The organism is Rubellimicrobium arenae, assembly GCF_017916275.1.
Lineage (GTDB): Bacteria > Pseudomonadota > Alphaproteobacteria > Rhodobacterales > Rhodobacteraceae > Rubellimicrobium > Rubellimicrobium arenae.
Window position 1 is genome coordinate 97,949 of record NZ_JAFMST010000005.1, and the last position, 24,377, is coordinate 122,325.

The 24,377-nt window shown below is 64.7% G+C and carries 19 protein-coding genes; 9 read left to right on the forward strand and 10 right to left on the reverse strand.

The features are described 5' to 3' along the window. The first annotated feature begins 3 nt into the window (after positions 1-3). From J3P31_RS09355 to J3P31_RS09365, 3 genes are all read left to right on the forward strand, one after another. Positions 4-4,539 carry a MupA/Atu3671 family FMN-dependent luciferase-like monooxygenase gene (locus J3P31_RS09355; protein WP_210528171.1) on the forward strand — a complete coding sequence of 1,512 codons (4,536 nt, stop codon included), beginning with the start codon at positions 4-6 and terminating at the stop codon, positions 4,537-4,539. A gap of 13 nt (positions 4,540-4,552) precedes the next feature. After that, positions 4,553-5,212, forward strand: a complete 660-nt coding sequence (locus J3P31_RS09360; protein ID WP_210528172.1) for a 4'-phosphopantetheinyl transferase family protein — start codon at positions 4,553-4,555, stop codon at positions 5,210-5,212. Positions 5,213-5,344: 132 nt separating this feature from the next. Further along, positions 5,345-6,673, forward strand: coding sequence for a GumC domain-containing protein (locus J3P31_RS09365; protein ID WP_210528173.1), 1,329 nt, complete (start codon positions 5,345-5,347; stop codon positions 6,671-6,673). Here J3P31_RS09365 and J3P31_RS09370 read toward each other — a convergent pair. The 3 genes from J3P31_RS09370 to J3P31_RS09380 all read right to left on the reverse strand — a co-directional run bounded on the left by J3P31_RS09370 (position 6,670) and on the right by J3P31_RS09380 (position 10,014). After that, a complete protein-coding gene (locus tag J3P31_RS09370) occupies positions 6,670-7,491 on the reverse strand; it encodes a CpsD/CapB family tyrosine-protein kinase (protein WP_210528174.1) in 822 nt (273 codons plus the stop codon). The two genes, J3P31_RS09365 and J3P31_RS09370, sit on opposite strands and share 4 nt — an antisense overlap. A gap of 292 nt (positions 7,492-7,783) precedes the next feature. Then, positions 7,784-8,758, reverse strand: coding sequence for a glycosyltransferase family 2 protein (locus J3P31_RS09375; RefSeq protein ID WP_210528175.1), 975 nt, complete (start codon positions 8,756-8,758; stop codon positions 7,784-7,786). Further along, a complete protein-coding gene (locus tag J3P31_RS09380) occupies positions 8,755-10,014 on the reverse strand; it encodes a glycosyltransferase family 4 protein (RefSeq protein WP_210528356.1) in 1,260 nt (419 codons plus the stop codon). Before J3P31_RS09380 ends, J3P31_RS09375 begins: the two co-directional genes overlap by 4 nt. 554 nt (positions 10,015-10,568) lie before the next feature. On the opposite strand from J3P31_RS09380, the gene J3P31_RS09385 reads away from it, so the two are divergent. The 3 genes from J3P31_RS09385 (at position 10,569) to J3P31_RS21845 (ending at position 14,701) form a co-directional block, all read left to right on the forward strand. Continuing rightward, positions 10,569-11,336, forward strand: a complete 768-nt coding sequence (locus J3P31_RS09385) for a WecB/TagA/CpsF family glycosyltransferase (protein ID WP_210528176.1) — start codon at positions 10,569-10,571, stop codon at positions 11,334-11,336. A gap of 347 nt (positions 11,337-11,683) precedes the next feature. Further along, positions 11,684-13,294 carry an exosortase E/protease, VPEID-CTERM system gene (xrtE, locus tag J3P31_RS09390; RefSeq protein ID WP_210528177.1) on the forward strand — a complete coding sequence of 537 codons (1,611 nt, stop codon included), beginning with the start codon at positions 11,684-11,686 and terminating at the stop codon, positions 13,292-13,294. Between the two features lie 645 nt (positions 13,295-13,939). Further along, on the forward strand, positions 13,940-14,701 hold the full coding sequence (locus J3P31_RS21845) for a helix-turn-helix transcriptional regulator (RefSeq protein WP_210528178.1): 762 nt from the start codon (positions 13,940-13,942) through the stop codon (positions 14,699-14,701). A 634-nt stretch (positions 14,702-15,335) separates the two neighbouring features. On the opposite strand, the gene J3P31_RS09400 is transcribed toward J3P31_RS21845, so the two are convergent. Genes J3P31_RS09400 through J3P31_RS09430 form a run of 7 tightly spaced genes read right to left on the reverse strand, consistent with a single transcriptional unit; the run spans position 15,336 to position 21,389 of the window. Then, on the reverse strand, positions 15,336-16,778 hold the full coding sequence (locus J3P31_RS09400) for a methyl-accepting chemotaxis protein (RefSeq protein WP_210528179.1): 1,443 nt from the start codon (positions 16,776-16,778) through the stop codon (positions 15,336-15,338). Between the two features lie 34 nt (positions 16,779-16,812). After that, on the reverse strand, positions 16,813-17,163 hold the full coding sequence (locus J3P31_RS09405) for a DUF8776 family protein (RefSeq protein WP_210528180.1): 351 nt from the start codon (positions 17,161-17,163) through the stop codon (positions 16,813-16,815). Positions 17,164-17,171: 8 nt separating this feature from the next. Beyond that, a complete protein-coding gene (locus tag J3P31_RS09410) occupies positions 17,172-17,558 on the reverse strand; it encodes a response regulator (RefSeq protein WP_210528181.1) in 387 nt (128 codons plus the stop codon). A 10-nt stretch (positions 17,559-17,568) separates the two neighbouring features. After that, positions 17,569-18,450 carry a CheR family methyltransferase gene (locus tag J3P31_RS09415; protein WP_368373049.1) on the reverse strand — a complete coding sequence of 294 codons (882 nt, stop codon included), beginning with the start codon at positions 18,448-18,450 and terminating at the stop codon, positions 17,569-17,571. After that, positions 18,447-18,911 (reverse strand): chemotaxis protein CheW, encoded by a 465-nt coding sequence (locus J3P31_RS09420; protein ID WP_210528182.1) that lies wholly within the window; start codon positions 18,909-18,911, stop codon positions 18,447-18,449. Before J3P31_RS09420 ends, J3P31_RS09415 begins: the two co-directional genes overlap by 4 nt. Continuing rightward, positions 18,895-21,018: a chemotaxis protein CheA gene (locus J3P31_RS09425; protein WP_246849406.1), complete on the reverse strand. Its 2,124-nt coding sequence runs from the start codon at positions 21,016-21,018 to the stop codon at positions 18,895-18,897. The genes J3P31_RS09420 and J3P31_RS09425 overlap by 17 nt, the downstream gene beginning before the upstream one ends. Further along, entirely contained in the window at positions 21,015-21,389 is a 375-nt protein-coding gene (locus J3P31_RS09430; RefSeq protein WP_210528183.1) for a response regulator, read from the reverse strand. Before J3P31_RS09430 ends, J3P31_RS09425 begins: the two co-directional genes overlap by 4 nt. A gap of 329 nt (positions 21,390-21,718) precedes the next feature. Between J3P31_RS09430 and J3P31_RS09435 the strand changes: the two genes are divergently transcribed. Genes J3P31_RS09435 through J3P31_RS09445 form a run of 3 tightly spaced genes read left to right on the forward strand, consistent with a single transcriptional unit; the run spans position 21,719 to position 24,326 of the window. After that, positions 21,719-22,087 (forward strand): response regulator, encoded by a 369-nt coding sequence (locus J3P31_RS09435; protein WP_210528184.1) that lies wholly within the window; start codon positions 21,719-21,721, stop codon positions 22,085-22,087. Continuing rightward, entirely contained in the window at positions 22,087-23,787 is a 1,701-nt protein-coding gene (locus tag J3P31_RS09440) for a chemotaxis protein CheA (protein ID WP_246849405.1), read from the forward strand. The genes J3P31_RS09435 and J3P31_RS09440 overlap by 1 nt, the downstream gene beginning before the upstream one ends. Beyond that, positions 23,784-24,326 carry a chemotaxis protein CheW gene (locus tag J3P31_RS09445; protein WP_210528185.1) on the forward strand — a complete coding sequence of 181 codons (543 nt, stop codon included), beginning with the start codon at positions 23,784-23,786 and terminating at the stop codon, positions 24,324-24,326. Before J3P31_RS09440 ends, J3P31_RS09445 begins: the two co-directional genes overlap by 4 nt. The last annotated feature ends 51 nt before the right edge of the window (positions 24,327-24,377 follow it).

The window sequence follows — 24,377 nt, forward strand, 5'->3', positions numbered from 1 at the left end:
TCCATGAGCATGTCCGTTGTCCTGATTGGCCACGACACCCTGGCCCTGCATTGCGGCCGAATGATCCTGGAGGGCGGACGTACCATCGAGGCCGTGGTCACCCGGCATGGCGAGGTGCGCGCCTGGGCCGAAACGGCGGGCCTGCGGGTCATGGCGCCGGGCCGGGATCTCGGCCAGCAACTTCGCGCGCTGACCTTCGACTGGCTGCTTTCGGTCGCGAACCTCGACATCCTGCCGGCCGATATTCTGGCGTTGCCTACCCGTGGGGCGGTCAATTTCCACGACGGACCGCTGCCGGAGCGGGCCGGCCTCAACGCGCCGGTCTGGGCCCTTCTCGAGGGTGCCCCGGAGCATGGGGTCACATGGCACCTGATCCAGGGCGGCGTCGACGCCGGGCCGATCCTGGCGGCACGCCGCTTCTCGGTCGCCGAGGGCGAGACGGCCCTGTCGCTCAACACGCGCTGCTTCGCGGCGGGCCTGGACTCCTTCCCCGAGGTTCTGGCCCAGTTGCGCGACGGCCTGCGCGCGCAGCCCCAGGAGCTGTCGCGGCGTCAGCACCTGCACAAGGCCAAGGACCGGCCGCGCGGCGGAGCGGTGCTCGATCTGTCGCGCCCCGCCACAGAACTCGCGGCGCTCGTGCGCGCGCTCGACCACGGCGACTACCCGAACCCGCTGGCGCTTCCCAAGGTGGACCTGGGCGGGGTGATCGCGCTGGTCGGCTCCGCCGACGTCGTGGGCGGTCTGGGCGATCCAGGTCAGATCCTCGAAGCCTCGGCGGAAGGGCTGACCGTGGCAACGGGGCAGGGCGCCCTGCGCCTCGGAAAGCTTCGTCCGCTGGGGGAAGGCCTGCCGTTGCTGAAGGCGGGGCAACGGCTCCCGCTGCTGACCCCGGATCGGGTGGCCCAACTGGATGCCGCGATTGCCGAAACCGTTCCGGCGGAGGGCCACTGGCGTGCCCGACTGCTGGATCTCAGGCCGGCCCTCCTCCCGCCGTTCGGAGGCCCGCGCGGGAACGCCCCGCTCGAGCGCACGCTGCCCGCAGGGGATGTGGCGATGGCGCTCGCGGTCATGATCCTGCCGCCGGGTGGCGGGGCCGTGGATGTTGCCTTGGCTTACCCGCAGACCGAGGCTGGCGTCAGCGCGACCTGGGTTCCGTTCCGGGTCGAGGGTTCGACCCTGGCGGATCTCGGTCATAGCCTTGCCGACGCGTTTCGGATCCCCGGACCGATGGCCGCGGATCTGCCCTTCCGCCTGGGACCCTCCCGTCCAGCGCAGCCGCAGGTGGGCCTGTCCCGGCAGGATCATGTGCCCGGCACGGCGCTGACGCTCTGCCTCCGGCCGACCGGCGCGGTCCTGACCGGCGATCCCGCCAAGCTCTCGTCCGAGGCCTTCGCCCTTCTGGCCGGGCGGCTGGAGCATGTGCTCGCGAACTTGGCGGGGCGGGAACCGTCCACGCCGCTGGCCGCTCTCCCCGTGATCCCGGCCGCCGAATGGGACGGCATCGCCGCCTGGAACGCCACGGATGCAGACTTCGAGGATCGCCCGATTTCAACACTGATCGCCGAGCAGGCCGCCCGCACGCCGGACGCGCCCGCCTTGGCGTACCGTGATCGCGTGATCACCTTCGCCGAGATGGAGGCCCGGGCGGAGCGGATTGCCGCATCGCTGCAGGCCTTGGGCGTCAGGCCGGGGGTCCGGGTCGGCCTGCATCTGGGACGCTCCATGGATCTCGTGATCGGCGCCTTGGCCATCCTCAAGGCCGGGGGCGCCTATGTGCCGCTCGACCCGGCGTATCCGGCGGACCGGATCGCACTCTATCTCGAGGACTCCGATGCGTCGGTGGTGCTGACGGACGCCGCCCTGGCGGCGACCTTGCCCGCGCACACGGCGCGGGTCCTCCGGATCGATGCGCCGCTGCCGGAGGGCGTGGCGGGCCAGGGACCCTCGTCCGAGGATCTGGCCTACCTGATCTATACCTCCGGTTCGACCGGGCGGCCGAAAGGGGTCATGGTCACCCATCGCAACGTGGCCAACTTCTTCGCGGGCATGGACGCGCGAATCGCACCCAAGCAGCCGGGCACCTGGCTTGCCGTGACCTCGCTGTCCTTCGACATCTCCGTGCTCGAGCTGTTCTGGACGCTGGCCCGGGGCTTCAAGGTCGTGGTGATGGGCGACGACGAACGCACCCTTGCCGCCGGGGAGAGCCTCGGGCGCGGGCCCGGCATGGACTTCTCGCTCTACTACTGGGGCAACGACGACGGGGTCGGCCGGGACAAGTACCGTCTCCTGCTCGAAGGCGCGAAGATCGCCGACGAGAACGGCTTCTGTGCCGTCTGGACGCCCGAGCGGCACTTCCATGCCTTCGGTGGGCCCTATCCCAACCCGTCGGTCACCGGCGCGGCCGTGGCGGCCATCACGCACAACATCGCCGTTCGCGCCGGAAGCGTGGTGGCGCCGCTCCACCACCCCGCCCGCATCGCCGAGGAATGGGCGGTCATCGACAACCTGACCAACGGGCGCACGGGCCTTGCCGTGGCGTCGGGCTGGATGCCCGAGGATTTCGTCCTCCGGCCCGAAAACGCGGTGCCCAAGAACAAGGCCGCGATGATCGACAGCATCCACCAGCTCCGCAAGCTCTGGGTGGGCGAGGCGGTGGAGTTCCAGGGGCCGAACGGTCCGCAGCAGGTCAGGACCCAGCCCCGCCCCGTGTCGAAGTCGCTGCCTCTCTGGGTCACGACGGCCGGCAACCCCGACACCTGGCGCGAAGCCGGGACGCTCGGGGCGAACGTGCTGACGCACCTCCTGGGCCAGTCGATCGCCGAGGTCGAGCAGAAGATCGGGATCTACCACGCCGCCCTGCGCGACGCCGGTCATGATCCGGCTGATTTCACCGTCACGCTGATGCTGCACACCTACCTGGCCGAGACGCGCGATGCCGCGCGCGAGGTCGCGCGGGAGCCGATGAAAGCCTATCTCCGCTCCGCCGCCGGGCTGATCAAGCAGTACGCCTGGGCGTTCCCGGCGTTCAAGAAACCCCAGGGCGCGGCGCAGCCCATGGACATCGACCTCCGCTCGCTCTCCGAAGAGGAACTGGACGGCATCCTTGAGTTCGCCTTCCACCGCTACTTCGAGGAGTCGGGGCTTTTCGGGACGGTCGAGGATGCCTTGGGGCGCGTCGAGCAACTGAAGGCCATCGGCGTGGGCGAGGTCGCCTGCCTGATCGACTACGGCATTCCGGTCCAGCAGGTCCTGGATGGGCTCAAGCCCCTGTCCCGGGTCGTGGCGGAATGCCGTGGCACCGGACCCGCCGCGAACGACTTCTCGATCGCGGCGCAGATCGTGCGCCATAGCGTGACCCACCTGCAATGCACCCCGTCCATGGCCCGGATGCTGGTCACGAACCCGGATTCCGCGCAGGCGCTCCACCGGCTCTCGCACGTCCTTGTCGGGGGTGAGGCGCTTCCAGGCGCCCTGGCGGCCGAGCTTCGCCTGACCGGCGCGCGGGTGACCAACATGTATGGCCCGACCGAAACGACGATCTGGTCGTCGACCGCCGAAGCCGTGGCCGGGGCAGGGACGGTCGGCATCGGCCACCCCATCGCCAACACGCAGCTGCATGTGCTGGACGAGGCGATGACCCCCCTCCCGGTCGGGGCCGAGGGTGAGCTCTGGATCGGCGGAACGGGCGTGGCCGACGGCTACTGGAAGCGGCCGGACCTGACGGCCGAGCGGTTCGTGCCCGATCCCTTCCGCGCGGGCGGGCGGCTCTACCGGACCGGGGATCTCGTGCGGCGAACGGCAGACGGGGGCCTGGATTTCCTGGGTCGCGCCGATCACCAGGTGAAGCTGCGCGGCTACCGTATCGAGCTGGGCGAGATCGAGGCCGTGCTCGACGCGCAGCCCGGCATCCGCCAGAGCGTGGTGATGGCGCGCGAGGATGTGCCTGGCAACGTGCAACTCGTGGGCTATGTCACGGCCGACGCCCCGGTCGACGAGGCCGCCCTGCGCGAAGCGGTGGGACGGCAGCTTCCGGTCCACATGGTCCCGGCGCGCGTCGTGCGGCTCGAGTCCTTCCCGCTCACGCCCAACCGCAAGGTGGACCGCAAGGCCCTTCCGGTGCCCGGCGCGCGCGAGGTGTCCAAGCCCGTCGCCGCGGCCACCGTCACCCGCACGGAGCCGATCGAGGTGTCGCCCTCGGGTCAGGCCGGACCGAGCCTGGCCGGCATTGCGGCAATCTGGTCCAAGATCCTGGGGGTGGAGCAGATCGGCCCGCAGGACAACTTCTTCGACCTGGGGGGCCATTCCCTGCTCGCCGTGCAGGCGCACCGCGATATCCGCGCACGCCTTGGCTCGGACAAGCTGTCGATCACGGACATCTTCCGGTTCCCGACATTGGGCGCCTTGGCCCAGCGGGTGGACGAGTTGACGGGCGCCAGGCCTTCGACTCCGGCCGAAGAGCCCGCGCAGGCTGGCGACGGCCGCGCCGATGCGATGGCACGGCGACGCGAGCTGCGCGCGCGGCGGCTGACCACCACCTGATGGGCGAACGGGCGTGCTGAACATCATGGAGCCGCCCCTTTCCGCGGGCTTGCTTGCGCAGGCCCGCGAGGCCCTTGGACCGTCGATCGCGGTCGCGGGCGGGCGCGTCTCCGACTGCCAGGGCCCCCTCCTGGAGGGCGAGGCGTCCGCGATCTCCCGCGCCGTCCGACGGCGCCAAGAGGAATTCGTGGCGGGGCGCACGGCGGCGCGGCAGGCCATGGCCGATCTGGGTCTGCTCCCACGTTCTCTTCCTCGCCGCCCCGACGGACCTCCAGCCTGGCCGGAGGGCGTTACGGGAAGCATCACCCATGCCGGCGGCCAGGTCCTTGCTGCTGTCGGGCGGCTCGGCCCAGGGCTCCGGGCGATCGGCTTGGATCTCGAGGAGGATGTTTCGCTGCCCGGGGACCTCGTCCATGAGGTATGCCGGCCTGATGAGGATCAGTCGCGCGCGATCCGGATTTTCAGCGCCAAGGAAGCGGTCTACAAGGCCCAGTACATGCTGAGCCGGCAGCCACTCGAATTTGCCGACTTGCGTCTCGAGATTGCAATGACCGGTGAATTCTCGGCCGAGTTCATGCGGCCGGCCCCCGGCTTCTCGTCGGGGCAGCGATTGGCTGGTCGGCAAATGGCCATCGGCCGCTTCGTTCTTTCTGCCGTAATAGTCAGGTGTTAGGATTCCAAATGACTGATATGCTGAATTTGGCTGTGCGCCCCGACTCCTGATGGCGGTTTAGCCAGAGCCTGAGGCCGGCCCCCCGGGGACCGGTTGCCGATTGTCCGATCCATCGCGAGCAGAACGTCCCCCATGGGTTCCATTTACTCCTTCTCCGATTTCCTGGCTGCGTTGCGCCGGCAGGTCTGGATCATCCTGATCGTCGTGATCGCCGGACTGCCCGCGGTCTATTGGTACGCGACGTCCCGTCCCATCTATTTCGAGGCGAAGGCGGTCCTGGGCGTCGAGGAAATGCAGGCCGCGCAGACCGGCCTCAACGTGAACCGCCAGCTCGACGAGATCCAGCAGGCGCTGATGTCACGCGACAACATCGTCATGCATGTGCGGAACTTCGACCTGTTTCCCGACCTGCAGAGCGAGAACGAGAAGGTCTCGCTCACGCGGGAGGCCATCGCGATCACCAAGCTCATGGATCCGGCGCAGGCCTGGAGGCCCGATGCCCAGCCCTACGGTCTTTCGATCACGGTACGGCTGGACGATGCGGCCCAGGCTGCGGCTTTCGCCAACGCCTTGCTGAACTCCATCGTGAGCGAGGACGCCCGACGCGCCCGCGCACGCGAAGCCTCCACCCTGGACCGTGCGGAAGCGATGCTTGCCTACCTCGACCGGGAGGAGAAACGCGTCACGGCCAACATCGACTCCATTGAGGAGGAGATCGCCAACTACCGCGCCATCCACGTGGATTCGTTGCCTGAAAGCCTTCAACTCCAGCGAGACCAGCTCTCGCGATTGACCTCCGACCGGATCGAGCTGGATCAGAAGCTGATCGAATTCGACGGGGGGCCGCTGGGCCAACTCCGGTCCAATGTCGCCGAGCGGCAGCGCGCGCTTCTGACCGAGCAGAGGGAGGTCATCGTCCAGGCGATCGCCGACAGTGAAGCTGCCTTGGCAGCCGCTCCGGGCGTCCAACGGGAGCTCAACGTCCTCACGCGGCGGCTCCAGGGTCTCGAAGGAGAACTCGACTCCATCACGGCCCAGCGGACCGAAGCTGCCATGAACCAGTACCTGGCCGAGCAGACCGATGTCGGCTACTTCACCGTGCTCGAAACTGCGGTGCCGCCAGAGCTCCCGGTCTCGGCCAACAAGCGGAAGATCGCGCTGGCTGGCGGGATGGCGGTCTTTGCGGCGGCCTTCGGCCTCGCCCTCGGGCGGGAGCTGATGCATCAGGTCATCCGCAATGCCACCCAGATGCAACGCCAGCTTGGGATCCAGCCGGTCGTGGTCATCCCGCAGGTGACGTCCCGTGCCGCGGCGCGTCGCCGGATGGGCCTCGTCGCGCTCTTCGTCGGGCTTCTCGTGGTCACCGTCTTCAACGGCAAGCAGATGACGTCCGAGATATCCTCGCTCGAGCTTCAGCCCACGGGAACTGGTGCCGCAAGCCCGGACGGCGAGGACGCCTAGTAGCTGTAGTCGCGGGTTCCTTCGCCTTCGGCCTTGTTCAGCACCACGCCCAAGATGGGCAAGGCATCCCCTAACCGGTGGCTGGCTTCCTGAAGTTCGCGGGTCGTGGTCCGTCCGCCGCCGGCAACCACGATCACGCAGTCCAGATGCGGCTTGAGCGCAAGGACATCGTCCTGGGCCAAGACGGGCGGAAGGTCCATCAGCACCACATCGGGGGCGAGCATGGCCTCCATGCGGCCGAACGCCTCTTCGGTGCAGGGGTTGTGGAAGAGCTCAGCCGCGAACGGTTCGGGCTTTCCATTGAGCCCCAGCGCCAGCGAAGGACCGATTGCCAACCCCTTTCCGCCGACCTGGCTCAGGAAGTCGTCAGGTGCGACCAGGCCGCGGAGGAAGTCACCCATGGAATGCGGCGGACGGACCCCGAGCTTTCGGGCAACCGACGGCACGTGCAGATCCATGTCCATAAGAATGGTGCGGCACTTCTCATAGCGCGACAGGGTGACAGCGAGGTTGACGGCCACGAAGGACTTTCCGCAACCTTTCGTGGGCGAGGTGATGCCCACCCGGCGCCACTTGCGTTCGGCCAGGGCCTGGAACACCTTGGCCCGCAGGACATCGAAGGCTCCGTGGGCGGGATCGCGGCGCGCGGCCGTGATCACCAGATTTCGGTCGAGCAGCGAGGGGCGGAGCGTCAATTGACGCAGCTTGGACCAGGCCTCGGCGACGATGTCATGCTCTGGAGCGGTATCGGGGGATGCCAGAGGTTCGACCGGCTCGGCCGTGGCGAACCGGACCTTCTTGCGAACTTCTTCAAACATCGTCCATCGTCCCATCAACCCTGCGCCAATTCCCAGGCAAACCGTTCGCCCATGACGGGAAACCGTGAGCTTTGAGACATTGCACGACTGCAATCACGATCTGAGCCTAGACGAGAAAGAGGCCAGTAACATCAACAAACTGCGCGACGCCATGATGCCGGGGAAATGACAGGCCTCCGGGGCATGAGGACTCATCCATTCGTCCATCCCTCGACCTTCCAGCCACAAGGTGATGCCATTGCAATCCGCAATATACCTGTCCTGATCCCGTGCCAAATCGAAATGGGCCGCCCTACTTGTATTCGATCAGGTGGAACTCCCTCCGGCGCAGGCGCCGAAGATAATAGGTCAGCATCCCCTGAGCGTTCGGTAACTTCGAGATCGCAAGGAAGATAGCCTGGCGCCGCGCATCCCCGGATGACAGCCCGGCGCCGGCAAGCCCCGCCGCCGTCCGCAGGATATTCGCGGCAAGAAGCAGGCCGACCAAGACCGCCAGCCACCATTGCCCCGTCAGCAGCCCGACCATGGCAAGGGCCGGAAGCAGCAGGCCATACCCCCAGGCCCGGAGCCGTTCCCGGCGGAAGTGCATGGGATACATGCCTCCGACTTCCGCGAAGCCGTGCCCCGCGCGAAGGTGTCGGCGCCACCATTCGCTGAACCGCGTCATCTGGATGTCATGGCGGGTCATGATCCTGGGGATCCGAACGACACGAAGGCCCGTCCGCTCGGCGAGGCGCTGACAGAACTCCTCGTCCTCCGACGCGATCAGGCGGGGGTTGAAGCCGCCAGCCTGCCGGAACGCATTGACTCGCACCATCATGTCCCCCCCGCAGGAGGTGATGTCCCCGGCTGGGCGGTGCCACTCGACCTCGCACATGGCGTGGTAGATATTTCTTGTGGAATCGATCTCCGTGCGCCAGCCGGTGACGATCCCGATATCGGGATGCGCGTCGAGGGTGGCACAGGCGGCGTCGATCCACCCGGGTTCCACACCGCAATCCCCATCGACGAACTGGACGTAATCCAGATTTCCTTGGGCAAGCAAAGCCTCAAGTCCGGCGTTACGGGCACGGGCTGCCGTGAAGGGGACGCTGGTGTCGAGGAGAACCACATCGAGGCCAAGGCCGCGCGCGAGGGCCACGCTTCCATCCCTCGAGCCCGAATCGACATACACGATCCGCTCGACCTGAGTGCGAAGAGAGGTCAGGCATCTTTCCAGGCGCTGACCTTCATTGCGGCCGATCGCGACTGCGCCCACGCGGCTCATGGCTGAAACTCCTCGGGCCGGCGCGATGGCCGTGGGCCGCCAACCACGGCCCACCGCACGAGGGACGCAAGCCGCGCCGCCTCGGCCCGGGAATCATACTCTTCCCGGACCCGGGCCTGGCCCGCGGCACCCATCGCGGCGGCCCGGGCCGGGTGTTCTGTGATCCCCAAGATTGCGCGTGCGAGCGCTTCCTCTTCTCCGGGCGGCACCAGAAGCCCCGACACGCCATCCTCGACCAGCTCACCAATGCCCGCGATTCGCGTAGCGATCACGGGCAGGCCTGTCGCCAATGCTTCCATCAGCACGACCGGCACTCCTTCGGCAAAGCTGGGCAGCACCAGGGCAGACGACTCGGAGAGGATCCGGGCGACCTCGTCCTGGTTGCAGTAGCCCCGGAACGTGACCGCCTCGCCAAGGCCAAGGGCTTCAGCTTCCCGTTCCAGCTTCTTGCGATCAGGCCCATCGCCCACGAGGGTCAGCCTCAGGCTTGGACGCGTGGCGCGGGCCCGGGCAAGAGCGGCGAGCAGAACTGGCACGCCCTTCACAGCGGCCAGTCGCCCCACGAACAGCAGGCGATCCGTCGTCTGCTCCGCCCGCCGGGCGTAGCGGTCGGGCTCTACGCCGCAGTGAACGACATGGAGCTTGGCCCAGTCCGCCTGCGGCGCGTGGAGCATCGCCTGGGAACGGGCAAAGGCGCTGATGCAGGCGACGAAGTCGGCTTGCGCGATCTTGTCATCGAGCCGCCAGTGGTCGGCTTCGGCGATCTCATCGGGCCCATGCAGCGTGAAGCTCCAGGAGATGCCGGCCAAGGGTGCGGCCAGTCGCGCCACCGTGGATGACGACATCGCCAGGTGGTTGTGCAGATGAACGATTCCCTGCTTGCGCAGCTCCCCGGCGAGGACGACCGCCTCATGGAAGTAGATCAGGTTATACAGCCGGCCCTGGACGCCCTTGGGCGCCGTCGACCATGCCTCCGACAGCGTCCGGAGCCAAAGTCGCGGGGAGCGGCCCAAGGCGGAGGCATGCGCGCGAAGAGCCGCGAGCGGCCTCTTTGCCACCTCCAGCACATAGAAGGTGCGCTCGGCCTCCTCTTCGAGGTCGCGGCCCACGATCTGGTCGCGGCCACTCCGCCTGATCGAGAAGGTCCTCAGGTCGAAGCCGAGGTCCCTGAGGGCGGCTACTTCCCGGCGCATGAAGGTGTGCGAGACACGGATGTATTCTCCGGTAAGCCAGGCCACAGGTCCCGGCAACGCCACAGTCAAAGGCCGACTCATGGCAGATGGCCGGAGGAGATCACGCGCCGGACGGACAGTCGCGTCCGAGAGCCCGAACCGCCGAACGATCGGCCCATGGGTATCGATGATGTCCGACCGGGATGGTGCCTCCGCGAGATCCGGAACCTGGTCGATCATCTTATGGCCACCTCTTACTGGAACAGATGCGAAATGCGCAAAGGATCCTGACTGAACGAAGCGGTGCATCCTGCGCCTCCCCATAAGGAAAAGCTGGAAAGGGTGCTAATGGCAAGAGCGAGCATAACTCGACCGAAGTAGTTCCGCCGTTGATCGCCAATTCGATGAGTGAAGCCCTTATCTACACAACTTCCGATAAATCCAAAATCATCCTAAAGGCGAGTCCTGATGACCTGTCCCCGAGGGCAACATCTTTCTTGATTATAGCCCCCGATCTGTTACGGTTTTTTTGGGGCGTATTTGTGGCAGGATCAAGGCAAGCTGAGGGCGGGGGAGGTCCCGGCGCTGACCTGCTGCAACGTACGAGTCCTGCGCGTGCAGGAGGAGGGGGTGCTGTTATGTTTTTTCCGGTTGGGGACAGGAATATCAAGGTCAATGTTGCGCACGAGAATATATTGCTTGACGAGATCGGCCGCCGCTTCGCTGTCGGAGAGGGTTTTGCCTTGGCGACCTTGAATCTCGATCACCTTGTGAAATTGCGGACCAACACGGCATTTCGTGCCGCTTATGCCAAGCAGGATCTGATCACCGCCGACGGTAATCCGATCGTTTGGCTGGCCCGGGCCGCCAAGCAGCCTGTTGATCTTCTTCCCGGCTCCGACCTGATCCGCCCCGTGCTGCGTGTGGCCGCCGCGGCGGGTGTGCCCGTGGGCTTCATCGGCAGCACGGAGGCCAGTCTCACTGCTGCTTCAACGACACTCTGTGCCGAGATCCCCGACCTTGACGTTCGGGCCTGCGTCGCGCCCCCGATGGGTTTCGATCCCAATGGGTCCGAAGCGCTTCGAATCCTGGATGATTTGGCCAAGGCCGGCGTTCGACTGGTCCTGGTGGCGTTGGGGGCGCCGAAGCAGGAGCTGCTGGCGGCAGTCGGCCGCGCCCGTCATCCCGGTCTGGCGTTCCTGTCGATCGGAGCTGGCCTGGACTTCATCTCGGGCGAACAGCGTCGCGCCCCGGTCTGGATGCGACGTCTCGCATTGGAGTGGTTGTGGCGGGCCATGTGCGAGCCGCGCCGTCTCGCCCCCCGCTACCTTCGCGCCGCGCTGATCTTTCCGACTTATCTATCGCGCGCCATGATCGAAGGATTAGTGAAGGGCAGAACGACCTGACGCCATCGCTGATCACCTGATCTGGTCCGGCCTTTCTTCTGGGTCGTCTTCGTCTGAGGGTTAGGGCCGGCCACGGTTGCATCCCGATGGCCTTTCGCAGCGCGATCCAGTCGCTCGTGAAGCGCGTTAGGTCCAGATCATCCCAGCCTGGATTATCCGATGTGGCCTCCGGCCTGGACCGGAGGGCAATAGTCTTATCCACGGAGTCTGCGATAAACTATCTGACAAATCGTACGGTCAGCCGGAGCGATGGGCTTGTTCCATCGGAAAGGCTTCGTATGAGAATGGGTCGTTATTCAATCCTGACGCGATCTGTGGCATTGATGGGCGCCCTAATCACGGCAGAAATGATTCTGCTCGTCCTTGCCTATCAGCTGTTTCTCGACTTCGAATGCCGGGCCACCGATTTCATCCACCTTTGCGGATTTCTCAGCAGCCTTGTTGGGCGGACGATCACCGTTCTTGTCGCCAGCGGGCTTTTTCTTTGGGCAAAAGGGGGCTGGCAAGGCCAACGTTCCGACGCACCCGGATATCGACCAGACCCCCTCGTGTCGGGACCTGACCTGGGCACGTTCGATGTCCCATCCGGCCAGAGGGATCCGAAAGGGCGGGAGCGCTATGCGGTTGCATCCTTGGCGTTGCACTTTGCGGGCGTCGCCTTGCTGTTCGCTCCGCTGTTCTCCGCAGTGCCCATAGACGACAACGTGTTCTTTGTCACTTCGGTGTCGGCGTGGCTGGTCGGGGCGTTCCTGGCCGGGCTTGGTGCCCTGCTCTGGATCGCATCTGCCCGAAGCTGGTTTGGCTGGCTAGCCAGGGAAAGATGGTGGCCCTTCGTCATTGTCGCAGCTGCGGCCATGGCTCCAGACATCGTGAGCCTGATCCTGCCTTTGTGGAACTGGCAGGTCCTTACGGGCGCGACGTTCGCGGCGGCGGCGCAGATGGTCTCGATCCTCGGCTTGAACGTGCACGCCGATCCCGCGCGTCACGTTTTCGGCGTAGACGGCTTTCTTGTCGAGGTCGGTCAGCCCTGTGCAGGCCTCGAGGGCATCGTCCTGATCTCTGGCTTCATCCTGCACTACGGCGTTCTGTTCCGTCGCAGCTTGAACCTTTGGAGGTTCTTCATCCTGCTCCTGCCGCTTGGCCTCGTGTTGAGCTGGCTCCTGAACGCGGTTCGAATTGCGGCGCTGGTCGTGATGGGCGCTCGGGTGTCGCCAGAGATCGCCGTGAACGGGTTTCATAGCCACGCAGGGTGGATGTTCTTTGCCATGGTATCTCTAGGTCTGATCGCCGTGGTTCATGCCGTCCCGGGCTTTCAGAGGAATCCCGCGCCAAGGCCTGCGATGCCGTTCCGGGACGACTGGCTCGCGGCTTGCATCCTGCCGTTCTCGGTCTTTGTGCTGACAGGTGCGATCGCACCGGCCTTCACCATCCATCCAGACCAGATCTTTCCGGCGCGGATGCTCGCGGTGTCCGCAGTGCTGGCTGTGCTGTCGGGTAACTTCTGGGACAGGCTCATCTCTCTTGATCTGGCGGCCATGATCCTTGGGGGTGTCGTCGCCGCTGGCTGGGTTGCAACGCAAGTGGATGGGACGTCCGATCCGGACCTGACCCGATCTCTCTCCCAGTCCGCCGTGCTATGGCAGGTCACCTGGGTCCTGTCCCGGCTGGTCGGGGGCGCAGTCTTGGTCCCGGTCGTTGAGGAGTTGTTCTTCCGAGGCTACTTGCAGGACCGGATGGATGTCGGAGGCAGGCTGGGCCGCGTCATATCTGTCGCCGGGTCGAGCCTGCTGTTCGCGGCCCTGCACGAGCGTTGGATCGTCGGTTTCCTGGCTGGGGTGGTGTTTGCCATGGTGAAGCTGCGTCGGGACAGGGTCTCGGACGCGATCCTGTGTCATGTGGTGGCCAACAGCTTGATCGCCTTGTGGTCGGCCCGCACTTTAGGCTGGTTCGATGTCTAGCCGCACTGCTTGGCGCAGGAACGGGCTGGGCTGCCGCTCCTGGCCGGAAGCAGTTCCGCCCGGCAGATCCGATCCAGACAACCGTTTGACGACCCCCAGCTTTGGGCGCGCTCTCAACCCTCTTGGATCCCGCCTACGACATCCATGACCAAGCCTGTGTCGATGCGGCCCCCCTGCGACGTACCGATTCTGCGGCTCGCGATCCATCCGGGCGGATCCTTGCGCCGCAGAAGGTGAGCCAACCGGGCCATCACCGGGCAGGACGATGGCTGCCGTGGTCACCGACATTTGGACGAGGCCAATACGTTCGAAGACTGAAAGACAGCAAACGGCGTCTTTTCCTGCGAACGTTATAGGAACTCTAATGCATTTCCAGCGACCGCCTTCTCCCCAGGGTAGTTTCGTTGTGACGTTCTTTCCGACATGCCGGAGCGTGGGCCGTCTCAGCGGGCTTGCGCACCCGAGCCAGAGGTCCGCTTGCGGCTCGTCTGCAAGTTGAAAATGTGAACAGATGTGAACGCTTAGTGGCTTTTTCTTGACGTTCATGCCTTGATTGAGGAACTTAGGCGCGCGGGAACGACCGACAAAGGGCAATCGCTGTTTGAGCTCATCTAAGGTCGACTGGATTGAAATGGAGGTTCTTGGGTGAGCAAGATTGAAACAGTCGGTTCAGCGGTGTCCGAGGTTAGCTTATCGATCGCTTTTGTCGGAAACTGCATCAGCTTTTCCAACGATCTTATGCGTCTCGTCTCGCCGGATTTTCCGGGTCTTCAGGTCAGGCGCCATGCTTCGTTCGCCGAGTTGCTCAGCTCTGGAGAGGCAGCCCTCGGTACCGTGGTGACGCTTGTGCTGGAGGAGGGGCTCGCCGGTCGATTGGCCGACGACTATGCCCAGATCCAACTCTTGGTGCCGAACGCGCATGTGGCCCTGGCCTACCGCGATCATGACCTCGCGGTCCGGTTCCTGCGGAAGATCAGCCATCAGCCGCTGCCCAGTCGGCTGAGCCTCTTGCCGATGCGGATCCAGTACGACGCCTGGAGATCGATCGTGTCGCTTCTGATCAGCGGTGAAGGGTATATTCCGCGGGACGTGGTGAACTCCATTCTGCGTGACCTGGCGCCGGACCAGATGGACAAGGAGAGGGCCGAGCCGCTGCTGCAGGACGGCCCGGCGGCGAACCTGACCGACCGGGAACTCCAAGTCCTGGAACTTGTATCGAGGGGCAAGCAGAACAAGTCCGTCGCGGCCGAGCTCGGACTCTCGGAGCATACCGTGAAGCTCCACATGCATCACATCATCAGCAAGCTTGGAGCCCGCAATCGGACCGAGGTGACGGTTTGGTATCTGTCGCGGTTCGGCAGTCACGCTGGACGGAGTCGCGGGTTGAGTCAGGCGGCCCGCGCCTGAGCCGCCGGACCGCACCGAGGTCCAATGGCCTTGTTGCATCCAAAGTGGCTGGACTATCCCATGGCCTTGGCGTTCGTGGGACAACAAGGCGCCTTGTGGCGAGTGTTCTCCGGAGCGGCAACGACACCCGTTCGGCGCGGCAAGCGCCGGAGTCCATGCGCGACGACAAGATGGGGAGCATAGGGGTCGCCAGCCGCTGGCCATCTTGCTGAGACGATCCGGCCAAGTCTTGCTGCTTGAGCTGTCGCCTGGGCCGGCAACACAGGTCTTGGCTGACCGTTTCCCCAGTCCGGCGGTTCTGGCGTGGTGATAGAGCCAACACGCCTTTGATTGCTCCTCTTAAGGTGTCGATCGGACCACCGAAGCGGCAATCGGGAGCGAACCGTCGCTTGAGGGAACACCCACAACTTTCAACCTGACCTCAGGCGACCAGCCCCAAGGGTCTCACCTGCAACCTCCCCATCGTTGACCTTGCACCCGCGGCTCTGATCACGTCCAAGGACCACCAGTGTGCCTGGATGTGTTGCCCCTAACAATCCGCAGCAGGCTCTCGGCAAGCCATCGGAACTCAGGTTGGGGAGGGCGGTTGCTTCAGGCCGAACACCCGACCTGAAGCCCCTCTCCGCGTGAGCGGTCAGAACTCCTCCCAAGCCCCTTCGGCGGTACCCGAGCGTACACGATGTCCATGCTCTGCCAAGCTGGCGTCCTTCAGCGACAGTTCCAGCGCAGGCGCGGGTTTGATCATCGGGATCACATTGGTCGCGACTTCGGCAGCCGTCAGCCTGAACCGAGAAACGATCTCGCCAAGATGGGCGGCATCTTGGCTCAGAACGTGGCTTGCTGCTGTCGATTCCTCAACCATGACCGCGTTTTGCTGAGTGACCTGGTCCAGCTGTGTGATTGCGATATTGATCTCGCCGAGCCCGGTCGATTGCTCACGTGCTCCGACCACGATTTCGCTCACGAGGGATGAGATTTCCGACACGCGCCCAACGATGCTGGTCAACGCGGTGCCTGCACGACCGACGAGTGCCACGCCGTCCTGCACCTGCTTGGCGCTGCCTTCGATCAACGCTTTGATCTGGCGTGCCGCTTCGGATGACCTCTGAGCGAGAGACCGGACCTCGGATGCCACGACGGCAAAGCCGCGCCCAGCCTCCCCTGCGCGGGCGGCCTCGACCCCAGCATTGAGGGCAAGGAGATTCGTCTGGAATGCGATGTCGTCGATCACTCCGATGATCTGGGAGATTTCGTCCGAAGAACGCTTGATCTCGGACATGGCGGACACGGCTTCGCGCACGACGGAGCCACTGCTCTCGGCTTCACCACGGGCCTCACCGACAACGTTCTCGACCTCTGTGGCCCGTGCCGCGGCCGAGGCCACACTGGCCGTGAGCTCGCCGATGGCGGCGGCTGTCTGCTCCAGGGCGGCGGCCTGGCTTTCCGTGCGACGTGACAGATCGTCGGACGAGCTGCTGATCTCCGACGACCGGTCACGAATGCTGGTCGCACTTCCCACGACAGCTGACACGATGCTGCTCAGGGTGTCGAGCGTACGATTGAAGTCCGCGCGCAGCGCCTCATAGGCCGGGGGGAACGGCACCTCGATGGTGGCCCCCAGTTCGCCCTGCGCGAGGCGGGTAAGACCGCGGCCGAGTTCAGTCACGACACGCTCCTGCTCTTCCCGAGCCAAGCGTCTTTCTCGTTCGATCAGATCGGATTCGCGCAGCTTGTGCCGAAAATCCCCGAGAATGGTGGCGATGTCACCGAACTCGTCGTCTCGATCGAGACCTGGGATCTGATAATCGAAATCGTACTGGGCGACGGCCTCCATGGAACGGCCCAAGTCTTCCAGTGGCTTGGTGACCGAGCGGGCCAGCAGCCAACCCACAGCCCCTGCAATGGCCAAGCCCAACCCCATGAAGCTCAGCATCAAGCCATCCAGCTTGGGGGTAGGGTGGAAGGGATCCGCCCGGCCATGCTGATAGAACAGGAGCGCAAAGGCGGCCGTCATGACGACCATCAGGCTCATGACGGTGACGGGCAGGCGCAATGTGAGCGGAAAGCGACGGGTCATAGGACGTCCTGAAACATGCGGGTTGACGAGACTTTCAGAAAAGCTCGACGGGGATATCGTGGGGTGTTGGGATCCTGGGCGCCCCGAGGGCGGCAGCCAGGTTTACGGCGACGCGCTCAAGTCTGAGAGCCTCCAGCGCGGCCGTTGCGTCGACACGAAGTTCTGCTGGCACAAGGCGGCCGAGCCGCAGGATGAAGCCCTCCAGATCGTTCAGAACCTGCAAAGCCAGGTCGATCCTCTGCAGGTCCTGAGCCGACCCGTCGGGAACCTCGGTCCAGTCCAGCGTTTCGGCCAAGTGCTGTTCCGCCCAGAGGATGGCCTGGCGAGGGCCGTCGATCTCTTGCGCGATCGCGGAAAGAAGCTCGGCGAGGGGAAGGTCAGACAACCGATCGGTCATAGTCGTCCGACCACCTGCTCGATGGAGGCCTTGAGCGACGCCGTCGTGAACGGCTTCTTGACGAGGTTGTTCAATCCGAGTGCGCGTCCCTTGTCGACCATCTCCTTCGTCGGGCTGCCGGTCACCAGGATGAAGCCGACATTCTGGGTCTGCCGATTGGACCTGACCGCCTCCAAGAGCTGCAGGCCATTCATCCCGGGCATGTTGTAGTCGGCCAACACCAAGTGAACCGGACTTGCGACGATCTTGTTGAGTGCGGCCTGCCCCGCGCTCTCTGTCTGGAACTTCCAGAGACCCATCTCTTCGAGTGCCTGGGTCAGGAGCGCGCGGCTGACGGACATGTCATCCACGACCATCACGCGGAGCGTGTCCTTGAGTGTCATTTCTTGCTCCTTAGGGCTGTACGGACGGTCGAGCCGCCCGCTTGCGGTAAGCGGTGATGCCCACATGCTCGAGGCAGTCGAGGGCTGGTCCCAGGACGCGTTCAGAGTGACCGATGATCAGGTACCCGGCGTCGTTGAGCGCATCCGCGAACCGCCGCCAAAGGCGTTCACGAACGCCTCGATCGAGGTAGATGGCGACATTCCGGCAGAAGATGATGTCGAAGCCGCGGCGCATTGGCCAGTTATCGATCAGGTTCAACCGATTGAATGTCACGAGCGAGGAGACCTCGTCGCGGACGATGGCGGGCCCAGCCCCGCTGACATGACCGAACAGCGCCGATTGCCGGCATGGCGAGAGCTGTTGCAACTCCTCCGCCGGGTAACTCCGTTGTTCAGCCTGGCCCAAAACCTGCTGATCGACATCCGTGGCCAGTATCCTGACATCCAGGTCGCGCGCTTCAGGGCACAAGGCCAATATGCAGGCAGCCAGGGAGTAGGGCTCTTGTCCAGTTGAACATCCGGCCGACCAGACCCGAATCCGCGCGCCCTGTCGGGCTCGAGCCACCAGCGCTGGCAACACCTCCAGTTCCAGGAACTCGAAGTGGTGGGCCTCGCGGAAGAACTGGGTGACATTGGTCGTCGCTGCGGAAATCAGGATGTCGCGTTCCCGGCGCCCCCCGGATCCTTCGATCACGTCAAGGTATTCGCCGAGGGTTGCCAAGCCGAGTTGCCGAATGCGCCCGGACAGCTTGTGGTGAACCGTCGCGGCCTTCGACGGCGGCAGGTCGATGCCGAGCAATCCCCTTAGGAGGCGGGATAGCCGGATGCCGTCGGCGGGGGAGGTCGTACGCCCCGGACTGTGTCTTGGTTCAACGTCCTGGACCGGGCTCACGGGGCTGCCCCTGCCAACACAGGCGCGACAGCATCGACATCGAGAATGCAAAGGGCCTCCTCGGACAGAGCGATCATCCCTTGAATCAGCCGGGCATTCGCGCCGGGCAGAGGCGGCGCGTTGCTCACCGCTTCGTCCGAGGCCTTCAGGATTTCAGCCACGGCATCGACCAGGAGGCCCACGGTCCGATCGCTGGCCGTGACGATCATGACAACATGCCGGGGGGTGATGGCCGTCGACCCCAGCCCAAGCTTCATCGCGAGATCGAAGATTGGAACGACAGCGCCACGAAGATTCATGACGCCCAACAACCATTCCGGCGCATGTGGCAACGGGGTGACCGGTGACCAGCGGCGGATTTCTCTCACCCGCGCAACCTCGATGCAGAAGTCCTGGCCTCCCGCCACAAGCTTGACGAACTCGATGTCGTTCGGATTCACGGTGTCAGGCTGCGTGCTCATGGCGGACCTCCCTCGAAGCGAGGTGTTGAACTGCGTGCTGTGCCGCGCGGCGGCGTGCCGCGAGGGCGGTCAGCGCGTCGGGATCAAGGATGAGGGCGACTTTGCCGTCGCCGAGGATGGTGGCAGCTGAAGTGCCGGCAACCTGGCCGACATTGGACCTGAGGCTCTTGATGACGACCTGCCGTTTGTCGGAGATCGCCTCCATCACCAGTGCGGCCAGGGAATCGTCGCTGGCCCGGACGAGAACCACGATGGCGTCCATGGGATCAAGTTCAGGGCCGAATCCCAGAAGCGAAGGCACATCGATGACGGGGACATGGTCACCCCGAACCGCAAGGACTCGATCAGCGTGTCCCAGGGCTATGAAGTCACGCGGCGCAGGTCGGATCGTCTCGATGACAGAGGCAGCCGGAACCACCATCGGCTGGCCAGCAACGGTCACGATGAGACCCTCGAGGATCGCAAGCGTCAGAGGAAGGATGATGTTGAAGGTCGTGCCTTCGCCGGGGGTGCTGAGGATGCCAATTCGGCCGCCCAGCGCCGTGATGGCTGTGCGGGCCACATCCATGCCGACGCCCCGGCCCGACAGGCTCGTGATCGAGGCAGCTGTCGAGAACCCGGGCAGAAACAGCAGATTGTCGATCTCGGCTTCAGTCAGAACGGCATCCGCTGCAACCAGCCCCTTGCGCAACGCCGTGGCGTGGATGCGGTCGCGGTTCAATCCGGCGCCATCATCCCGCACCACGATCCGGACATTGCCAGACACATGACTGGCGGAAAGGGTGATGCGGCCGCAGGCAGGCTTCCCTGTGGCGATCCGCTCGGACGGAGGCTCGATGCCGTGGTCGATGGCGTTGCGGACCATGTGGGTCAGGGGGTCGGCCAAGCCCTCCACAACAGTGCGATCAACTTCGGTTTCTTCACCTTCGGTGACCAACTCGACCTGCTTGCCTGTCGCTTCCGCCGCTTCCCTGACGACGCGCGCCATTCGTTGAAACAGTGCTTTGACGGGTTGAGCCCGGATGAGCATCACGCCTTCTTGAATCTCGCGCGCGAGAAGGCTCAGGTCTTCGACATGTGCAACGAGGCTGGAGGCGGGGGGCAAGCCGGCCTCTGAGACCTTCTGCGCGATGACCGCCTGATTGATGATCAACTCGCCGACCGAGTTGATCAGGCGGTCCACGCGATCAAGGTCCACCCGCAATGTTGGACGGGGCGCAGATTCCCTTGCGGCCGCAGGTGTCGGGACAGCGGACGAAACATCCAGGGGACGCGGGAGAACCTCGGGATCTGGTGCCTGGGCCAGGGTTGGCATGGCAACCTCGGGCAGAGTGGAATCATCATGCGGAGGTCGGTCATCGAATGAATCGAGGGACTCGACTTTCCTGAGTTCCAGTTCGCAGAGGCCTTCGACAAATTCGAACACATCCCGGACCTGAACTTCGTCGGCATCGGTCCTGAGCTCAAGCTTCCAGGAGAGCTGGTTGCCCTCAGCGTCCGTTTCCGCCGACGGGGGCAGGTCTGGCACGGAGCACGTGACCGTCAACTCACCCAACTCGGACAGCGCGGCGAAGAGATGCTGGTGATGATGGCCGTTGGGATAGAAATTGCCTGTTGGCCGAAAATCCAGATGGAAGCCTGTCGCCTCTGCCGGAGGGAGCGCCAATGGCGCCATCATCCCCAGGCCAAGTGGCTCGAAAACGAAGTCGTCGGGGGTAGCATCGTCCTGCCCTCCCGTGATCTCCTCGAGCGCATCAAGAACAGAGCCCAGAGCCGACGGGGGATCGGATCGATCCTCGCGGGCATGCTCCAGGAGTTCCGCAAGGACGTCCCCAGCCCGTTGGAGGACGCGCATGACGTCCGGATCCGGCACGAGACGGTCGGAGCGTACAGCATCGAGAACGGTCTCGAAGCTATGGGCAAAGGCCACGACATCCGACAGGGCGAAGGCGCCTGCAGCCCCTTTGATCGAGTGCACGGCGCGGAAGACGGCATGAACGGTCTCGCTCCCAGCGCTTCCGTCCGACATGGCCGCAAGCCCCTCACCCATGGCGGTCAGGAGGTCCTCGCTTTCGGCGAAGAACGTGTCGCGGAGATCGTCCATCATGACAGGGGGGCCCCCGTGACCCGCTTCAGGGTTCGCACGAGGACAGCACCGTCGAACGGCTTCGTGAGCCAGCCCGTCGCGCCGGCGTCCCTGGCGCGGGCGCGGAGCTCGGGCCCGGTCTCAGTCGTGAGCACCAGGATAGGTACCCGCGTGTTCCGTTGGCCGCTGCGTATGGCCTCGATGACGCCGAACCCATCCAGGTTCGGCATGTTGATGTCTGTGATCACCGCATCGAACGCTGATTCGCCGAAGGAGGAGACGCCATCGAGGCCGTCGTCGGCGGTCGTCACATTCATGCCCGCATTCTCAAGAGCGCGGCGGACCAGTTCCCGGATCGTCCGGGAATCGTCGATGGCCAGAACGGACAGCATCTCAGGCCACCCCCGCCGCACGGCGCACGACGATGGCACAAAGGCCGATACCGAGACGGTGATGGGCCAGAGCGGGCACGGAAGGGGCGTCGTCCATCGGGAACCTCATCGATTGGCTCGCGAACGCTCGTGGCGTTCCAACACGTCGATACCCGGCCTTCGTTAATAGCCGCTGAACGGGGCAGCAGTGGAAAGCCAGGCGACGGTGGACCCGTCTTAAGTCCGCTTTAAGGCTGTCCGGCTAGGAACAGTGGACAACTCTCGATTCGAGAAAGGTGGCCCATGTCCAGAAGCCTGTCCGCCCGCCCCCTCAGCTGGAGGGCATCCAAGTGACCCGGCGCATTCTCGTCGTGGACGATTCTCCTTCCGTCCGTCGAATGGTGGCCATGACCCTGAAAGCTGCCGGTTACGATGTCGTCGAGGCGGGAGACGGCGTCGAGGCGCTTGAGAAGGTAGCCGGGGCGGAGGTCCACGCTGTCCTGACCGACCAGAACATGCCCCGGATGGATGGGCTGACCTTCATCCGCGAATTCCGCGCCGATGCCTCGCGCCATCGGATTCCCATCGTCTTCCTCTCGACCGAGAGCGAGGGCGAGATCAAGGAACGGGCCCGCGCAGCCGGGGCGATCGGCTGGATGGTGAAGCCCTTCGATCAGGCCAAGCTTCTGTCCGTCATGTCCCGCGTGGTGGCCGCCTGATGGATGAGGAAACGCTTGCCATCTTCCGTGCGGAGGCCGACAGCCTCGTCGAGAGCCTGGAGGGGGGGCTGCTTGCCCTTCAAACGCGTCCGGGCGACCGCGCCCTGATCGATCAGGTCTTTCGGGACCTGCATACCCTCAAGGGCACCGGGGGCATGTTCGGCTACACCGAACTTGCGGCTTTCGTGCATGGGTTCGAGTCCGCCTTCGAGGCCCTTCGCTCGGGATCGAGCGTAGCCAGCTCCGAACTCGTGGCGATTTCCCTGAAGGCCCATGACCATATCGTGGCCTTGCTGGACGGTCAGTCGTCGGGAGACCCAGACGCGATCCTGGCCGGACTCGCGGCCGCTGTCGGTGATCAGACCCCGATCCCGGGGCCCAGACCCGACGTCGCGCCTGTGGCTGCCGATATCGACATCGTCATTCCGCCAGAGCCGCAACCTGCGCTGCGTGTGCAGCCGCCGGCAGCCCCGGTGTCAGTACCCGAGGGTCCAGCGAGCGCGCCCGCCAAGAGCAGTTCGACGATCCGGATCTCGGCCGACCGCCTGGACGAGATGATGGATCGTGTCGGAGAGTTGGTGATTGCCGAAGCTCGGCTCGCCGAGATTGCTGCCAAGAGCGGCAGCCCGACTCTGATGTCCGTCACCGAAGACATCCAGCGCCTGGCAACCGGCATGCGGGACGCAACGATGTCTATCCGCATGACGCCGTTGTCGTCCATCACCGGACGCTTCCGAAGGCTCGTCCATGACTTGGCCGATCAGACCGGCAAACCCATCGAACTGGTTCTTGAGGGCGAAGATACCGAGCTCGACAAGAGCGTGGTTGAGCAATTGGCCGAGCCCTTGATGCACCTGATCCGCAACGCCGCGGATCATGGCCTTGAAGATCCGATGACTCGGATCGACCTCGACAAGCCCATGGCTGGAACGATCACGCTGTCCGCGCGCCACTCCGGAGCCGAGGTGCTCATTCAGCTCGCGGACGACGGGCAGGGGCTCGATGCCGGGCGTATCCGGGCCAAGGCGGTCGAAAGGGGGCTCATCTCTGCGGAAGCCGATCTGAGCCGCAACGAGCTTCTTCGGCTCGTCTTTGCACCCGGCTTCTCGACAGCCGAGCGCGTGACGGAACTGTCGGGCCGTGGCGTCGGCATGGATGTCGTCTCCCGCACCATCTCGGACCTGCGGGGCAGCGTCGATCTGGACTCCGAGCCGGGCCAGGGAACCCGGATCACCCTGAGGCTGCCGCTCACTCTGGCGATCATCGATGGTCTCCTGGTCGAGGTGGCGGGCGAACGCTTCACAATCCCGCTCGCCGCCGTGGAGGAGATCGTGGAACTGCCCGAGATCCTCGATGATCAGCAAGCCACCGCCCGGCTGCTCGATATTCGCGGGCGACTGGTGCCTTACCTGCCGCTCCGTGAAGTGTTCGGAAGCCCCGGCCGGCCGGGACCGTTCCAGAAGATTGTTGTAGTCAGTTCAGGCGGGGGGCGGGTCGGACTGGTGGTCGATCGGATCATCGGGTCCAACCAGACCGTCATCAAGCAGCTCTCGCCGCTCCATTCGGGGCTCAAGATCTTCTCTGGTGCCACCATCCTGGGCGATGGCGCCGTAGCCCTCATCTTGGACGTGCCTAGCCTTGTGACGCGGTCCAAGCGTCCTTCGCCCTCCGTGAACCGCCTTCAGGAGGCCTATGTATGAGCTTGGTATCCTCGACACGCGATCGAACGTCCGGATCTCTGGACGTTGTCACCCTACGTCTAGGTCAGGATACGCTGGCAATCCGAGCGGGCCTGATCCGAGAGGTTCTGGAGCCTGTCGCCATCACACGGGTTCCAGGCGCACCTGAGTTCTGCACGGGACTCGTCAACGTTCGGGGCACCGTGGTTCCCCTGGCGGACCTGAGGGTCATCTTCGGGATGCATCGGGGGCCCGTTGGTCCGGATACACGGATCCTCGTCCTTGATCTTTCGATGGAGGGTCGCGCTGCGGTGGTGGGCATCATCGCCGATGCGGTGCACGAGGTGACCCGTATCAGTCAGGACAGCCTGCAGGATGTGCCAGCCGTCGGCACCAGTTGGCCCGCGCAATTCGTCGAGGCGATTGCGAACCGAGATAGCAGCGTCGTCATGATCCCCGACCTTCCAGCCATTTTCGCATCTGCGCTGAGCACTCAAGCGACCCCGGTTTCGTCTCATTCGGGCGGTACGCAGCTCCCGCCGCACCAGTTGGATCGATGATGACGACAGCCGGTACGTCATGGGCCAGAGATGTTCTTAGAACGGCCAGTC

What these genes read in the sequence shown, in the direction of transcription:
- J3P31_RS09445 (WP_210528185.1), top strand. Translation starts at nt 23,784, where the DNA reads ATGAGCTTGGTATCCTCGACACGCGATCGAACGTCCGGATCTCTGGAC.
- J3P31_RS09425 (WP_246849406.1), bottom strand. Translation starts at nt 21,018, where the DNA reads ATGATGGACGATCTCCGCGACACGTTCTTCGCCGAAAGCGAGGACCTC.
- J3P31_RS09440 (WP_246849405.1), top strand. Translation starts at nt 22,087, where the DNA reads ATGGATGAGGAAACGCTTGCCATCTTCCGTGCGGAGGCCGACAGCCTC.
- J3P31_RS09385 (WP_210528176.1), top strand. Translation starts at nt 10,569, where the DNA reads ATGTTTTTTCCGGTTGGGGACAGGAATATCAAGGTCAATGTTGCGCAC.
- J3P31_RS09365 (WP_210528173.1), top strand. Translation starts at nt 5,345, where the DNA reads ATGGGTTCCATTTACTCCTTCTCCGATTTCCTGGCTGCGTTGCGCCGG.
- xrtE (WP_210528177.1), top strand. Translation starts at nt 11,684, where the DNA reads ATGATTCTGCTCGTCCTTGCCTATCAGCTGTTTCTCGACTTCGAATGC.
- J3P31_RS09370 (WP_210528174.1), bottom strand. Translation starts at nt 7,491, where the DNA reads ATGTTTGAAGAAGTTCGCAAGAAGGTCCGGTTCGCCACGGCCGAGCCG.
- J3P31_RS09410 (WP_210528181.1), bottom strand. Translation starts at nt 17,558, where the DNA reads ATGACACTCAAGGACACGCTCCGCGTGATGGTCGTGGATGACATGTCC.
- J3P31_RS09375 (WP_210528175.1), bottom strand. Translation starts at nt 8,758, where the DNA reads ATGAGCCGCGTGGGCGCAGTCGCGATCGGCCGCAATGAAGGTCAGCGC.
- J3P31_RS09430 (WP_210528183.1), bottom strand. Translation starts at nt 21,389, where the DNA reads ATGCTGTCCGTTCTGGCCATCGACGATTCCCGGACGATCCGGGAACTG.
- J3P31_RS09355 (WP_210528171.1), top strand. Translation starts at nt 4, where the DNA reads ATGAGCATGTCCGTTGTCCTGATTGGCCACGACACCCTGGCCCTGCAT.
- J3P31_RS09420 (WP_210528182.1), bottom strand. Translation starts at nt 18,911, where the DNA reads ATGAGCACGCAGCCTGACACCGTGAATCCGAACGACATCGAGTTCGTC.
- J3P31_RS09400 (WP_210528179.1), bottom strand. Translation starts at nt 16,778, where the DNA reads ATGACCCGTCGCTTTCCGCTCACATTGCGCCTGCCCGTCACCGTCATG.